The following is a 14,647-nucleotide window of genomic DNA, read 5'->3' on the forward strand; positions in this document are numbered from 1 at the left end:
CCAGGCATTGAATAAAGCAAAACCCCAGTTGAGTGATCGGCTGGGGTTTTTGTTTATCCGTTACAGGACAATGTAATGTCACCCGAAAGAACGACAAAACTTCTTAAGCAATGCGTCGTTTATTTTCGTGCTCCCATCCAAACCCGGAAGTAACAGGATCGTCCGGAACGATTTTAGGCAGTTTTAGTACTCAATCATGAATTTATTGATGATCAACTCTGCATTTTGCCATTTCTTTCGGATTAGAAGGTGCACGGCAGACCCGGTCTCCATAATAGTCATTGTTGAAATTGCAATCACTTTGCTTGTTGGATTGCTGAGCAGGAACATTGAAACTATCCTGTTTTTTCTCTATCTGGCTGGATGCATTCATGGGGTAATCCTCCTGTTGTATAAAATAAAGTTTATAAACAAGGAATTGAAACTGGAAATTGGCAATGGCTATCACAATGATAGGAAAGTTGTATTCAAACTGTTGCAGTATGGTACTGGTGGAGGTGCGCCTTGAAGCGCGTACAATCTTGCGACCTGAAATGGTCGCCACGGTAAAGCTGTGGTCGGCAGCTGTGTACCAAGTCTTGCGGGGTGGAAGGTAACGACCACAGCGAAGCGCAGACAGGAAGATAATAGGCCATAACGTTTGCTAAGGGATAATTAACCTCGAAATTGAACGTATTCGAAGTAGCTGACCTTCTCTCTACCAAGGGAAAGCAGAAATTGGGAGCTCCGCTAATGACAACAACCGCAGTAGGACAGCCTTAAGTTCGACAGGCTGATAGAGCAATGCAGGAGCAGTTGCCGCGGAGGGGCAGTCTATTCTCGGTCAGCCTCCGTGTGATAGCTATTTTAAATAGCGGGGTATCAATTCCAACGCTCTCTTCTCTTTATAGAAAGGTGCAACAGGTTTTTTTAAACTTCAGGATCCCTTGTCACTAAGATTTTTGGACGGAGTTTCGCTCAGCGTGGAGCCCGATAAGGGCCACGAGCGTTGACACAAATTGAATTACAGTCTCGCAGTAAATTGAATGGATTCAGACAACGGCCCCAGCAGATAACCAAGAAGCGTGCGTTTACCTGCCAGTATATTGAGTTCAACGGTCATACCCGGGATCAACTGATTATTTTCATCAAACCCTGAACTTTCCGTCTCAATCATAGCCTTGTAGTAATGCTTAGCCGTGACACTATCTACATAAGTGTCAGCACTCACCTCCAGAACCTTGCCCCTCAGAGAGCCATAAGTCGTATAATCGTAGGCAGAAACCCGAACATTCACTGACTGACCGGGCCAGACTCTGGCTCTGTCATGTGGTGCCACCATAGCTTCTACCATCAGGGGAACTCCATCTGGCACTATCTCTGCCAATATCGAACCCGGCGATACGACCTCACCAATAGTATTGACATGCAGGGTATGCAGAGTACCTGTAACCGGTGCCGCCACTTTTTTACGGACCTGCCGTTCACTGGAAGAGTGAATCTGTGCCTGAATTTGAACAATTTCTAACCGGACTTTGTTGTAATTATGCTGTGCCTCTTCACGAAAATCTGTCATCAGTTTTTTTTTCTTTAAACGCAGCTCTGACAGGTTGGCAGCAATGACCGGAATCTGTTTCATTGACTGATTGATTCTGGTCTCAATTTTCAGCAACGCCATCTTTTTTTCCAGCTGATTATGAATCGAACCAGCACCTTCCTGAAGAAGCGTCGTCAGTATATCCAACTGCTTTTGAGCTACCGCCCGTTCGTTTTTCATGTCCTTGATGACCTGGTCAAGCTCAGATAACTGGGCTTCTTCTTTGTTAATCTGCTGGCGGACAATGGAGATTTGTTCGCTGAGCTTTCTGGCACGTTTTTTATACAGCTCTTGTTCGTTAAGATAATGCTCGTTATTCCGAGTCTTTTGTTTGCTCGCAGCGATCAGTTCTTTACCCGTCATTTCAGCATACAATCGTTGCGCTTTTGCGGTCAGCCCTCTGAGTCTTTGGTTCAAAATGCTGATATTCTCGGTCAAGGAAGGATTCATCACCGTAAACAATACCATGTCTTTGTGAATCCGCTGCCCTTCTTGCACGTGCAGTTCGGTAAGAATACCGCCTTCCAGATGCTCAACCACACGGTTATTGCTGAAAGTAGTCACCCGACCATTGCTCTTGACGACCACATCTATTTCGATAATGGCTGACCAGACCAGAAAACACAGAACGATAAAAGTGATGGTAAAAATGATGGAATAGCGGGAAAACGATCGGTGCCGCATTCGGGTAAGCAGTGGCTTCATCATTATTCGTTATCCACCAGTTTGATAACCACCTGGTTTCGTTGCTCGGTGCCGGATTCGTCCAGTCTGATTTTGATAAATTCAGCGGGCATGCCAGCATCCAGAAGAATTTTTCGAACTTGAGAAATTCGGTTGAATGCAATTTCGTAAGAAACCGTTTTCGCCAGGCTTCTGCTATTGAGCAGGCTAATAACATGGATCGTTTTACCCTGAAAATCAACTATGTTTGCCTGAACCCATTCTTCCAGCTCCTTGTTTGCCGCTTCAGAAAGACGTGAGTTGAAATCTTCGTACTTTATGCGAATGAGTTTACTCTTAATCTCTGTGGATACCTGGCTCTCTAAATTAACGCTCATGGCTTCAGAAATGATTTCCTTCTCAATATCCGATTCCACCGAGGCTTGCTGACCCGATTCCAGTCCTTCGGTTGAGCCGGCTGCCGCATGCTCAGCTTCAATAGACGACTGCGCAATATCATAACCCACCTGAACACTCAGCGCAGAAACGACCATAACCAACACAACGACCAGGAAAACAAAGACCAGCAGTGTGGTCGAAAGAGCATCCACAAATCCGGGCCATGGGTTGCTTTCAACTTTTTTAGCCATTGTGCTCCAGTTGCAGATGTGTAGTGTAGAAATTCAAACAGGAACCGTTACATCAACTGTTGTCTGGTTATCTATCGCCTGTCTGATGCGTTTCTTAATAAATGTTTACCGCAAAACGGAATACTAAAAGAAGCGATCCTTTGCAGTTTTCGTGCTGTGGGCCGAATAAGACTCTGAGGCTTTTAAAGTCCTATATCCATTGGATTGAAGAGATGGGGTAGGGGTACGCGGCAAAAAAATCAGGACAGGCAGGATCAAATTTTATGAAACTAAAAAGTCTGCTCGGGGTGAGTTTATTAATTCTTATCTCTCCAGTGAGTGCCTTATCGTTACCTGAAGCGGTCAACAAAGCACTGGAGATCAACCCGACCTTGAAGTCTCTGGAGGCTACGGTTGAGGTTGGAGAGGCTCAACTGGACAAGAGTTACGCCAACTACCACCCCAAGGTTACCCTCCAGTTGGAAAGTGGCAAGAGCAACAATTCAGACAGTTCCTGGCAGCAAAAGCGCAAATCATCAGTAACTCTTAATCAGGTGTTGTACGATTTTGGTCGGACTTCTAACCAGATCAGCGCCAGAAAATACAAGCTAAATGCCTACCAGCAGGATCTTAATAACGGCCGTGAGCAGCTCGTCCTGCTCACCTCAAACACCTTTCTGGAGATACTCAAGCTTGAGGAAGTGATCAGATATATCAAAGAGAATATCGCCTTTTACGATCGTTTTCTGGGCATCCTTGAAACCCGAAATCAGACAGGTGCGTCCAGCAAATCTGATGTTCAGCGTCTGACCAGTCTGAGCCAGAATGCCCAGCTTGAGCTGATCCAGTATCAGACAGACCTGACGTTTGCCCGTAAAACCTTTAAAAGCCTGACGAACATTGAGCCAGAAAACCTGACAATTCCTTCGCTGGACGGACTGGTCATCAAGCAAACCCCGAAGGAACTGGTCGAATTTGCAACAACCCGGAGTTATCAGATCCAGTCTCTCAGAAAAAACATTGAGTTCGCCAAAGAAAATCGAGACAAAGCCCGTTCCGATCTATATCCCAAATTTGACCTGAAAATTGAAACCAACAGGGAAAACTCTCTGGACACCAACGGCAAATGGTCAAGCACACAGGCTGCCGGTATCACAATGAGTTATGACATCTGGGACGGATTCAAGGCCCGAAGCAATGTTGATGAAACTAATGCCAAAGTGATGCGGGCTAATCATCAGTTACGAGAGGCAACACTGGCACTGGAAAAAGAGGCAGAGGAAGCTTACAGCGCGATGTTGAAGTTAAGAGATGAAAAGGCCGTCAATAAAGAGGCACTGGAAACCAACCGCGAAATTGTCGACCTCTATTACAAAGAATTTGAATTGGGTGAAAAGACCCTGCTGGATATCACCACAGCCCAGGGGGATTACCATAACAGTCGAGTCCAGAGCGCCGTGTTCCGGTTTGAGTATTACAAGAGTACGCTGAAAATCCGCTATTACCTGAATGATGTCATCAACACAGTGCGAAGTCTGGCAGACGAGTCCCAATGATGTTTCAGAGGACAGGCGAGAGAACGACGGGCAACACGGACAAAAAGGGATAATAAGGACATGTCTGAGCTGCATATTGCCAACCCGAAAAGAATAGAGAGCTTCATAAGGCGTATGCAGTTTGTCGTCGTAGCCAGCATTATCCTGGTTTATTTTTCCAGAGATTTTTTTATCACGGCACTTATGTCAAATCTGCCGCTGAACGGTACGATTTTATCGGTATTCATAGTCGGTTCGGTGCTCTGCTTCATCTATGTGTATCATCTTAAAGATGATGTTCTGGTGGTTGCCAAACTGGATGAGATCTTGTTTGAAAATAAAGCCGACCAGGACGGTTCGGATGATCCGGGCGATCAGAACATCCAAAGAGACAGGAGCAGCCAGAACGAGCAGGGCAAACCGAAACCGTTGAAGATGCACCTGATGGGGCCAACTGTCACCCTGCTCAAAAACAATGTTGCATCTCTGGGTGTTATCAGACTCTCGGCACCAGCAACCCGAGCTCTGGTAGACTCTCTGCAGGACAGTATGAGCGAAAAGTCCGCCTTCATTCGCTACTTCACCGACCTGCTGGTTTTTATCGGACTACTTGGAACTTTCCTTGGCCTCACCATCACCATTGGCTCCATCGGGGGCATCCTGTCTGATCTGGCAGGAGGCTTGGATGGCGGTGATATTATGGAAACCCTGATCAAGCTGATCCGAGGTCTGGAAGGGCCTCTTGGCGGCATGAGCACCGCCTTCGGTTCTTCCCTTATGGGTCTGAGTACTTCGTTGGTGCTGGGTATTTTTCTGCTCAGCCTGGACAAGGCCGGCCATTACTTCACCTCTGCCATGGAAAACTGGCTGGCTGAGCACACCGTTGAGAGAAGTTCTAATGGTGGAGCGGCTACGACCACTGCCGCTCCAGCCATCGGAAACGGGCAACTGGAGCAGATTACCACCCAGCTCAGTACCATCGCCAATACTCTGAAGAGAATCAGTATTCAATCTGCAGATGACAGGCAGTGGCAAAACCTGATCACTTTACTCAACAATAATCACCGTGAGCTGGCCAATGAGACCTCCGGGCTGTCTGAATCCCTGCTACGGACTGAACAACATATTGAAACTTCTGCCAGACTCCAGTCGGATCAGTTAGCGCAAGCAGAGCTGCAATTGCGGGAATCAGAAAAACTGCGCCAGATGTTCTCTACTCAGGCCGATGCCAGTATAGAAGCACTGGGCGCAGTACAGGAAAGCAAGCATCGGCTGGTTCAGATTGTCAATGCTCTGCTGAATGAGCAGCAGGCTCTGGGGCGCAGTCATGGGAAAACCACTGAGCAGGTCACCGAGCTGAAAGCATTCATCGCACAGAAAACAGACGCCTCTGCCACCGAACTTAAAGGTGTCTCTCTGCAGTTGCAGGCACTTTCCGATAAAGTTCAGGAAGATAACCAGGACAGCCAAATCAGGCAGTCACGAATGGAAAAGATGTTCATTTCCATGTCCAGGGCGATTAAGGATATGAAGGCCAGAATAAAAGGAAATTGAGACGTGAGGGTTCACCGGCATATCATTCCTCTGATCTGGAGTCTGGCCGCTTCGGCTGACAACAGTCCGGATTTTATTTTCCCGGTGGCTTGTCATTATGGTGTTGATTGCTTTATCCAAAACTATGTTGACCATGACCCCACTTCGGGCCACAGCGACTATCAGTGCCGTCAGCAAACCTATGACGGCCATTCTGGTACCGATATCAGGTTAGTTAACCTGCCCCAAATGAATAAGGGTGTTTCTGTGCTGGCAGCAGCCGATGGCACGGTTGTAGCGACACGGGATGGCATTGCGGATACTTATCTGAACTCTGCCCGACGTAAGGAAATAAAACAGATCGGTCTGGGCAATGCCGTTGTTATCCAGCATGGGGATGGCTGGCGCAGCATTTATGGCCATCTGAAAAAGGGGAGTCTGACCGTCAAAAAAGGTGACCAGGTCGAACAGGGGCAGTCACTGGGAGAAATTGGCCTGTCGGGATTAACCGAATTTCCCCATGTCCATTTTCAGGTGACACATCACAATAAGACGATTGACCCGTTTATCGGAAAACCAGACAGAAGCGAGTGTGGGGATACGCTCAACAGTCTGTGGCTCGGGATCGAAGACAACAGGATAACCTACCTCCCGGGGTTGCTATTGGATCAGGGTTTCAATAGCACTCCCCCGGTCAACTACCAGTCGATTGAAAGTGGAAATTTTAATAACGGTGCTGGTGACAAAAACCAGCGCCTGTTTTTTTGGGTCCGGTTCATCGGGCTGTCAACGGGTGATCAGGTAACGTTGAGTTTCGTTGCACCCAATGACGAACTTGTCAAAGCACATACTTTCCCGGAACTGAAATCAGGCAAGGCACAGCAATTTTATTACATCGGCATCAATAATCCGGCTATTCGCCCGGAACTGTGGGGCCGCTGGCAGGGGAGGGTGAGACTGAAGCGCACATCACTCCCGCCTATTAAAAAGGTTTTTGATTATGCAGTAGGTGTTGAAGATGTGACTGACCGTTGAAAATTGAGCTCCTTCAGCACGCGACTGCGACTACCGTCACCGATGATACGACCTTCCGATATCACGATAATCCGATCCACCAATTGCAACAGGTTTTGCCGGTGAGTGACAAGAATCAGCGTCTGGTCGTCTTCCAGGATACCCGGAAGACGCTGACAGAAAAGCGTTTCATTGTAATTATCATAGGCACTGGTGGGTTCATCAAGGATCAGTAAACGACCCCGACGCAACAGAGCACGAGCCAGGCAAAGTGCCTGTCGTTGACCACCGGAGAGATTCTCGCCCCGTTCTAAAACTTCGTGGGCATAGCCCCGGGAGCACTTCTGGACAAATCCATCCAGACAAGCCCCATAACAGGCTTCATCCAGCTTTTTAGTGGATGCTGAACTCTGTCCGAGCATCAGGTTACTTTTCAGTGTGCCAGCGAATACGGAGGGTTTTTGAGGTGCCACGGCGAAGTGGCTGCGGTAATGGTCCAGATTAAGGTGCTGCAGATTGCGACCATCGATCATTACATTGCCTTCAGTCGGTTCCACCAGCCCCTGAATCATGCGGATGAGTGTACTTTTCCCGGAGCCAGATGCACCCAGTATGGCTACCCGCTCTCCCGGCTCAATCTTCAGGCTGATGTTCTTCAGAATTTCAGGTTCCGTGGCTTTATATCGATAGGACACTTTATCGAATTCAATCACTCCTTTCAGGGTTGGAACATTGAGCTTATCGTTGCAGTCATCCTCTCCTGCCAGACCCAGCAGATCGTTAATCTCTTTCAATGCCTTGATGGAGAAGCTTAGGCGATTAACTGCCATGGCCAGACTCATCAGCGGAACAATGGCCCTGCTACCAAGAATAATGCAGGCAAACAGAGAGCCAGACGAAAGATTACCGCTGTGTATCTGGAAGACACCCAGGACAAGCATGCCGATGACCACAATCTGGCTGGCACTTGCCACCAGGGTGTTGAGCAGAATATTAGACTGTTTACTGGCCAGCGATGCCCAGGCAGAACGGGTGACCAAACTACGCCAGCGCGCCTGAGTCTTGCGTGTCGCACCCAGGGTTTTAATGGCTTCCAGCTCTGAACTCACTTCGTAGAGAAAGGCACTTTTGGCATTGTTGGCGCGGGTCAGCTGGCTGGCACGATGACGCGTGCCTCGATAGCTGAATATCGCAATCGGTATCAGGCAGGCCGCAATGCCAATAGGAATGAGTGCCATGACGCCACTGATCATTCCTATTATGAGGGTAAACAGAATAAAAAATGGTGCATCCAGAAATGATAACACCACCGTTCCGGACAGAAATTCTTTAACCCGGGCAAAATTTTCCACAGTATGGGTAATGCGGCCCGTAGAGTCAGGCAGTTCACTCTGCTTCAGCTGAACAAGGCGGCCCATGATGAACTGTTCACTGCGCTTTTCAATAACCCGGCAGGCCTCATCGACAAAATAAGTGCGGAGCCAGCGCAAGACAAAATCAAAGGTCACTACCAACAGCATGCCAATCCCCAGAACAAGCAGCGTATCAGTAGCAAAGGTTGGGATGAGTTTGTCGAACACCATGTTGGTGAATAACGGTAGCGACAGAGTCAGTAGATTGACCATCAGGGTCGCCAGCAATACCTGAACGTAGTGAGGTCGGAGTTCGTTCATCTGTGCGCGAAACCAGGCAGGCATCAATAGCTTGCTGGCAGTGGCTTTGTCCTGTTGTTCACTGAAACAGAAAAGCGTGCCGGTATAAACCGATGCTAATCGTGACAAAGACAACCATAATCCCAGAGGATGTTTTCGTGATGCTACAAAATACTCACCGTTACGAATTTCGGTGATGGTCATGAATTTTTTTTTCTTTAACTGAATGATGCAGGGTAAGTCGTTTTCCGTAATATCATTAAGTCCGCTGCATTTTTTTATCATGTCCAGGCCACCGTAGGCAGCGGCCTGTTTAAGGCGCCGATGATCAAACTCCTGACCATCTTGCGTGAGTGTCTCTAAATCTTCTCTGACAACATCGGCCCCCATATGATGGCAAATGGTGAGGAAACAATCTTTGAGGTTGAATTTAAGCATAAAAGGCGCTCTTTTAGTTATCCTGGCGCCCTCTGAACCTACTGGCCTGAATCCATCAGAGGAAGTTGACGGTTATGGTATTAGTACCGTCGCTGTATATGTGCTGATTGGCATTACTGGTATCAACACTGGTCTCATCATTCACAGTAATACCATCAGTGTTACTGCCATCAACATCAATGGTCAGACTGTTACTTCCGGTAAGAGCACTGACATCATTCATGGAGATAGTGATGGTATCGGCACTTCCATCGCTGAAATCAATCTTTTCAACATTATCAATAAGGCTGGTGAAATTACCCAGATCCCAGGTGCCACCGTTGTTCAGATTGAGGGTGTCGCTGTCAGCGCCACCATCTATACGGGTGGCATTGTTTTGCAGGGCTGCCAGATCAACATTGAGAGTGTCGTCACCGGCTCCGCCAATCAGTTGATCTGCAGCAAAACCCGTTAAGGTGTCGTTACCGGCATTACCCTCCAGTACGTTAGCTACCGTGCTGGAAGCGGTGAGATCGTCCCCTGAGGCCGTATTGTTGGAGCCCAGAACTTTCTCAATACTGGTCAGGGTGTCAGTAGCGCCGCTACCGTCAGTGGCTGCACCAGTGTCCAGATTAACCGTGACGCCGCTGGTTTCACTGCTGTAATCAACGGTGTCTTCACCCGCCCCTCCGTCCAGCGTATCGGCCCCGGCACCGCCACGAAGCGTATCATTACCACCCATGCCACTCAGACTATTGTTGTTGCTGTCCCCCGTCAGGGTATCGGCGTTATTGGTTCCCACCAGGTTTTCAATATTTCTGAGAGTGTCCGAGTCAACGCCGTGAGCTACTGTGCCATTAGCGGAGCCATTCAGGGTGGCGGTAATGCCGTTAGCTGAGCTGTTGAAATGAGAAGAGTTGTAATCCACTGTATCAATGCCGTCGCCACCATCAAGAGTATCGTTGCCATCAGTGGCATAAATCGTGTCTGTGCCCTTACCGGCTTCTATGGCATTGACGACCGTACTCCCGGTAAGGAAATCCCCGTGATCACTGCCTGTGATATTCTCAATATCGGTCAGACTGTCGTTACTGGCGCCACCATCGGTGGCCGTACCGGTGTCCAGATTAACCGTGACGCCGCTGGTTTCATTGCTGTAATCAACGGTGTCTTCATCAGCCCCCCGTCCAGCGTATCGGTTCCGGCACCACCCTCCAGAGTATCGTTGCCGGAACCGGCGATAAGAGTATCGTTTCCGTTTCCGCCCCGGAGTGTGTCATTACCGCTACCACTGTTGAGAATATTGTTGGCATTGTCACCAATCAGGGTATCGTTGCCATGGTCGCTGATGACATTCTCAAAACCCTTCACCCTGTCGGTACCGGTAAAGAGCCCATTGCCAAAACTTTTGTTGACGGTGATGTAACCATCAGCATCGGCTGCGGCAGAGAGGTCGACGGTAATATCGTCCGGTGTGTCTAAAGGCCCGCTGACATTACCCACCATATCCAGCGTATCGCCTGCCGCAGTGTTGGCACCACCATCCAATGTATCGTTTCCGAAGCCACCGTGGATGCTGTCATCGCCAGCGCCACCCGTGATGGTGTCATCGTCCTGATTACCGTTAATGTCGTCGTTGCCATCTCCACCGTTGATGGTGTCAGCACCGGAACCCCCCCAAATAGTGTCGCCTCCGGCACCCCCGTTGATGGTGTTGGCTGACGCGTTACCGTATAACTGGTCGCCTGATAAATGGTCAGAACCGATAATATTTTCGATATCTGTCAGCGTATCGTTTCCGCCGCCACCATCAATGGCGTAGTCTCCTGACAAATCAACAATAACCGTCCCTGAATCTTGACTGTAATCAACGGTGTCTTCACCCGCCCCGCCATCCAGTGTGTCGGCACCGGCACCACCACGAAGCGTATCATTACCGGCTCCACCTTTGAGGTCATTGATGGCACTGTTACCGATGAGCGTATCATCGCCGCTGCCGCCAATAATATTTTCGATCTCGCGAAGGGTGTCCGTGCCTGCAGACGTGGTGGCTGTACCATCGTTGCCGGTTTCGGCCAGAGTCACGTTGACAGTGGCAGTGTACGCAGAGTAATCCACGGTATCGATATCTGTACCGCCATCCAGAATATCGTTGCCACCGCTGCCGTGGAATGTATCGTTGCCACCCATGCCACTGAGACTATTGATGTTGCTGTCACCGGTCATGGTATCGATAAAAGCACTACCGACGACATTTTCCACATTACGGACAGTATCGGTATTACCACCCTTGGCTACCGAGCCATCAGACGCACCAGCCAGAGTGACGGTCACGCCACTGCTGTTGGTACTGTAGTTGAGAGTATCAGTGCCGCTGCCACCATCCAGGATATCGGAACCATTGCTTGAGTGGATTGTGTCGTTCTGATCACCGGCACTGATGTTATTGTCCTCATTATCACCCGTGATGGTGTCCATGCCGTCTGTGGCAATAATGTTTTCGATATTGCGAAGTGTGTCTGTAGACGTGCCGTCATTGACGGTACCGTTACCGCTGCCATTGAGCACAACGGTGATACCGGAATTAGTGTGGTTACTGTAATCCGCCGTATCAGAACCTGTGCCGCCATCCAGGGTGTCTGTCCCTGTACCACTTTCCAGAGTATCGTCGCCAGCCATACCATTGAGGGTGTTATTGCCAGTGTCTCCGATCAGGGTATCGTTGTTGCTGGAGCCAGTGACATTTTCAATATTTTTGAGTGTGTCGGTATCACTGCCATGAACCGCACTGCCGTCAGAAGAGTCCCTCAGGGTAACGGTCAAACCATTGCCAGAGCTGTTGAAATGGGACGTGTTGTAATCCACCGTGTCGCTGCTGCTGCCGCCATCAAGAGTGTCGTCGCCATCAGAGCCATAAATAGTGTCTGCGCCGGCACCGGCATTGATCGAATTGCTGACACTGCTGCCGGTTAGAGCGTCGTTATGATTACTGCCAATAATATTTTCAATATTCCTCAGGGTATCAGTGCCCTGATCGACGCTGCTGCCTGTCTCGCTTGTCAGGTTGACGGTCACGCCATTGGTAGCGCCACTGTAATCCACCGTATCACCCAGACTGCTGTGAGCCCCTCCCTCCAGCACGTCATTACCGGCACCACCGATCAGCGTGTCGTCGCCCGAGCTGCCATCGAGGGTATTATCACCACTGTCACCTGTCAGCGTATCGTCGGAGAAACTGCCGGTAATATTTTCGATCTCGTAGAGGTTATCGGTGCCATTGCCGGTGGCTACGCCGGTGGTCAGGTTGACATTCACCGCGCCACCGTCAGCGTAACTGACGGTATCATTACCGGTGCCACCGTATATTTCATCGTCACCGGCGTTGCCTTGCAGTGTGTCCGCACCACTGTCACCGTAGAGAGTATCGTTGCCAAAACCGCCTTTCAGCAGGTCATCGTCTCCCCCTCCACGCAGGATATTGGCCAGGGAACTGCCGGTAATATCATCGGCCTGACCGCCCCCGGTAACGTCTTCAATTCCGGTGATGCTACTGTCGGATGAACCGTAACCATCCTGAGTGGCTTTTCCGTCACCAAGGTTAAGGTCAATGGCGTGGGTCGCTGTACTCAGGTCAAGCAGGTCATTATTACCACTGCCGCCATCAATAGTGTCGTCGCCCTGACCACCATTCAGGGTGTCATTGTCATCACCACCTTGAAGCGTGTCGTCACCGGCACCGCCGTCAATCCGGTCCTGACCGGCATTACCTTGCAATGTATTGTCGTCACCGTTACCGGTGAAAATGTCGTCACCACTGCCCCCGACCACACTTTCAATACCGGACAGGGTGTCAGTGACCCCGCCGACGCTTGCCGTTTGTGAAACATTGGACAGGTCAACGGTAACTGCCGAACTCTCACTGGCATAGTCAACGGTATCATTGTCACCGGCCTGTTCACCGCCATCCAGTGTGTCGGCACCGGCACCCCCCGTCAGATAATCATTGCCATCACCGCCTTCCAGATGGTCCGCACCATCACCACCGGACAAGGTGTCATCATTGTCATTACCCACCAGATGATTCGCGTTGGCATCCCCTGTCAGGTTGTCAGATTGGGCACTGCCACGGATATTTTCAATATTGCTGAGGGTGTCGTTGGAACCTTCACCATCCGCAGCATTCGTCCCCACCAGATCACTAAGGTCAGCGGTAACACTGCCAATAGCGCCGCTGTAATCCGCCCAGTCCCCGGTGCCTGCACCGCCGTCGAGATTGTCATTACCGGCACCGCCAACCAGCGTATCATTGCCGGAACCACCGTTCAGCGTGTCGCCTTCCGCGCCACCTCGCAGGGTATCGTCATCATCGCCGCCATTGAGGGTATCAATGCCATCCCCTCCCTCAAGCACGTCATCACCAGCATCACCGTTGAGCGTGTCGGCACCGGCATCGCCACGCAATGTATCGTTATGGTTACCGCCGTGGAGAGTGTCGTCATTGGCACCACCTTCCAGGGTATCGTCGTCATCTCCGCCCTCCAGGGTATCATTGCCATCACCGCCAAAGAGCTGGTCCTGACCGGCATCGCCACGCAACGTATCGTCGTCTGCCTCGCCATAGAGGGTGTCATTGTCCGATCCCCCTTCAAGGGTGTCTGTCCCGGCTCCACCATAGAGCGTGTCCTGACCGGCATCTCCATAAAGCAGGTCATTGTTGTCATGACCCTCCAGCCTGTCGTTGCCGCCACCGCCATGGAACTGATCGACGCCAGTGCTCCCGGTCAGCACATTGACATCAGCACTGCCCGTGACAACACCACCGTTAGCGCCCAGCGTGACATTCTCGATATTGGTAATACTGGAATCGCTGGTACCGTAACCATCGTTGCTTGCGCTACCTGCCTGAAGATCAATATTGACCGCTTGTGTGGCTCCGGTTAACAGCAGGGTGTCGGTTCCTGCCCCGCCGTCGATGGTGTCGTCACCGGCACCTCCATCAAGAGTGTCCTCACCGGTGCCCCCATCAAGAGTGTCGTCACCGGCGTCCCCATCAAGAGTGTCATCACCGTCTTCGCCCCAGAGCGTGTCATTCTCTGTGCCACCTGAAAGGCTATCCTGACCCGTGCCACCCTTGAGGAAATCCTCACCCTGACCCCCCGTCAGGATGTCATTGTCCGCATTACCCTCGATGTCATCATCACCACCACCGCCAGAGAGCGTGTCATCACCGCCGCCCCCTTCAAACCGGTGACTGTCGGTATTACCGGTCATGGTGTCGTTGTTGGCAGTACCGATAATAGTTTCAATATTAAGCAGCGTGTCCTGACCACTTTCACCGTCATTACTCACCTGATTACTAGCCAGATTCATATCAACAGTGATCGCCCCCTTGCCGCTGTAGTCGACCGTATCGGAATCACTGCCTCCATCCAGGGTATCGTTACCGGTGCCACCATAGAGAGTGTCATTCCCGGCATCGCCATTCAGAGTGTCATTGCCAGCATCGCCGTAGAGGCTGTCTGTACCGGCACCGCCATTAATGGTGTCAACACCACCATTACCTCTCAGGGTATTGGCATTGTTATCACCGGTCAGGGTATCGTCATGAGCCGTGCCGCTGATGTTCTC

General features: G+C 50.3%; 9 protein-coding genes and 1 pseudogene. 3 read left to right on the forward strand and 7 right to left on the reverse strand.

The annotated features are described in order from the left end of the window. Positions 1-202: 202 nt before the first annotated feature. The 3 genes from KDK16_RS06095 to KDK16_RS06105 form a co-directional block, all read right to left on the reverse strand. A complete protein-coding gene (locus KDK16_RS06095) occupies positions 203-544 on the reverse strand; it encodes a hypothetical protein (RefSeq protein ID WP_257254503.1) in 342 nt (113 codons plus the stop codon). Positions 545-1,003: 459 nt separating this feature from the next. Beyond that, complete coding sequence (locus tag KDK16_RS06100) at positions 1,004-2,284, reverse strand: HlyD family type I secretion periplasmic adaptor subunit (protein WP_257254502.1); 1,281 nt, start codon at positions 2,282-2,284, stop codon at positions 1,004-1,006. Further along, complete coding sequence (locus KDK16_RS06105; RefSeq protein ID WP_257275177.1) at positions 2,284-2,889, reverse strand: hypothetical protein; 606 nt, start codon at positions 2,887-2,889, stop codon at positions 2,284-2,286. The genes KDK16_RS06100 and KDK16_RS06105 overlap by 1 nt, the downstream gene beginning before the upstream one ends. A gap of 263 nt (positions 2,890-3,152) precedes the next feature. Here KDK16_RS06105 and KDK16_RS06110 point away from each other — a divergent pair, with 263 nt between their 5' ends. From KDK16_RS06110 to KDK16_RS06120, 3 genes are read left to right on the forward strand one after another with little or no spacing between them, the layout of a single operon-like run. Beyond that, positions 3,153-4,424, forward strand: coding sequence for a TolC family protein (locus tag KDK16_RS06110; RefSeq protein ID WP_257254500.1), 1,272 nt, complete (start codon positions 3,153-3,155; stop codon positions 4,422-4,424). Positions 4,425-4,484: 60 nt separating this feature from the next. After that, positions 4,485-5,957, forward strand: coding sequence for a hypothetical protein (locus tag KDK16_RS06115; protein ID WP_257275179.1), 1,473 nt, complete (start codon positions 4,485-4,487; stop codon positions 5,955-5,957). A 3-nt stretch (positions 5,958-5,960) separates the two neighbouring features. After that, entirely contained in the window at positions 5,961-6,971 is a 1,011-nt protein-coding gene (locus KDK16_RS06120) for a M23 family metallopeptidase (protein ID WP_257275180.1), read from the forward strand. Here KDK16_RS06120 and KDK16_RS06125 read toward each other — a convergent pair. The 4 genes and pseudogenes from KDK16_RS06125 to KDK16_RS06135 all read right to left on the reverse strand — a co-directional run. Then, complete coding sequence (locus tag KDK16_RS06125) at positions 6,935-9,040, reverse strand: ATP-binding cassette domain-containing protein (protein ID WP_257275181.1); 2,106 nt, start codon at positions 9,038-9,040, stop codon at positions 6,935-6,937. The two genes, KDK16_RS06120 and KDK16_RS06125, sit on opposite strands and share 37 nt — an antisense overlap. 55 nt (positions 9,041-9,095) lie before the next feature. Then, positions 9,096-9,947 carry a hypothetical protein gene (locus KDK16_RS06130; RefSeq protein ID WP_257275182.1) on the reverse strand — a complete coding sequence of 284 codons (852 nt, stop codon included), beginning with the start codon at positions 9,945-9,947 and terminating at the stop codon, positions 9,096-9,098. Positions 9,948-9,956: 9 nt separating this feature from the next. Beyond that, a pseudogene (locus KDK16_RS13525) lies at positions 9,957-10,145 on the reverse strand (hypothetical protein); the annotation flags it as partial. After that, positions 10,097-14,647: beta strand repeat-containing protein (locus KDK16_RS06135; protein WP_373690934.1), on the reverse strand; the 4,551-nt coding region annotated here is incomplete at its 5' end. The gene KDK16_RS06135 and the pseudogene KDK16_RS13525, both read right to left, overlap by 49 nt.

The organism is Endozoicomonas sp. SESOKO4 (genome assembly GCF_024606275.1).

What these genes read in the sequence shown, in the direction of transcription:
- KDK16_RS06100 (WP_257254502.1), bottom strand. Translation starts at nt 2,284, where the DNA reads ATGATGAAGCCACTGCTTACCCGAATGCGGCACCGATCGTTTTCCCGC.
- KDK16_RS06105 (WP_257275177.1), bottom strand. Translation starts at nt 2,889, where the DNA reads ATGGCTAAAAAAGTTGAAAGCAACCCATGGCCCGGATTTGTGGATGCT.
- KDK16_RS06110 (WP_257254500.1), top strand. Translation starts at nt 3,153, where the DNA reads ATGAAACTAAAAAGTCTGCTCGGGGTGAGTTTATTAATTCTTATCTCT.
- KDK16_RS06115 (WP_257275179.1), top strand. Translation starts at nt 4,485, where the DNA reads ATGTCTGAGCTGCATATTGCCAACCCGAAAAGAATAGAGAGCTTCATA.
- KDK16_RS06125 (WP_257275181.1), bottom strand. Translation starts at nt 9,040, where the DNA reads ATGCTTAAATTCAACCTCAAAGATTGTTTCCTCACCATTTGCCATCAT.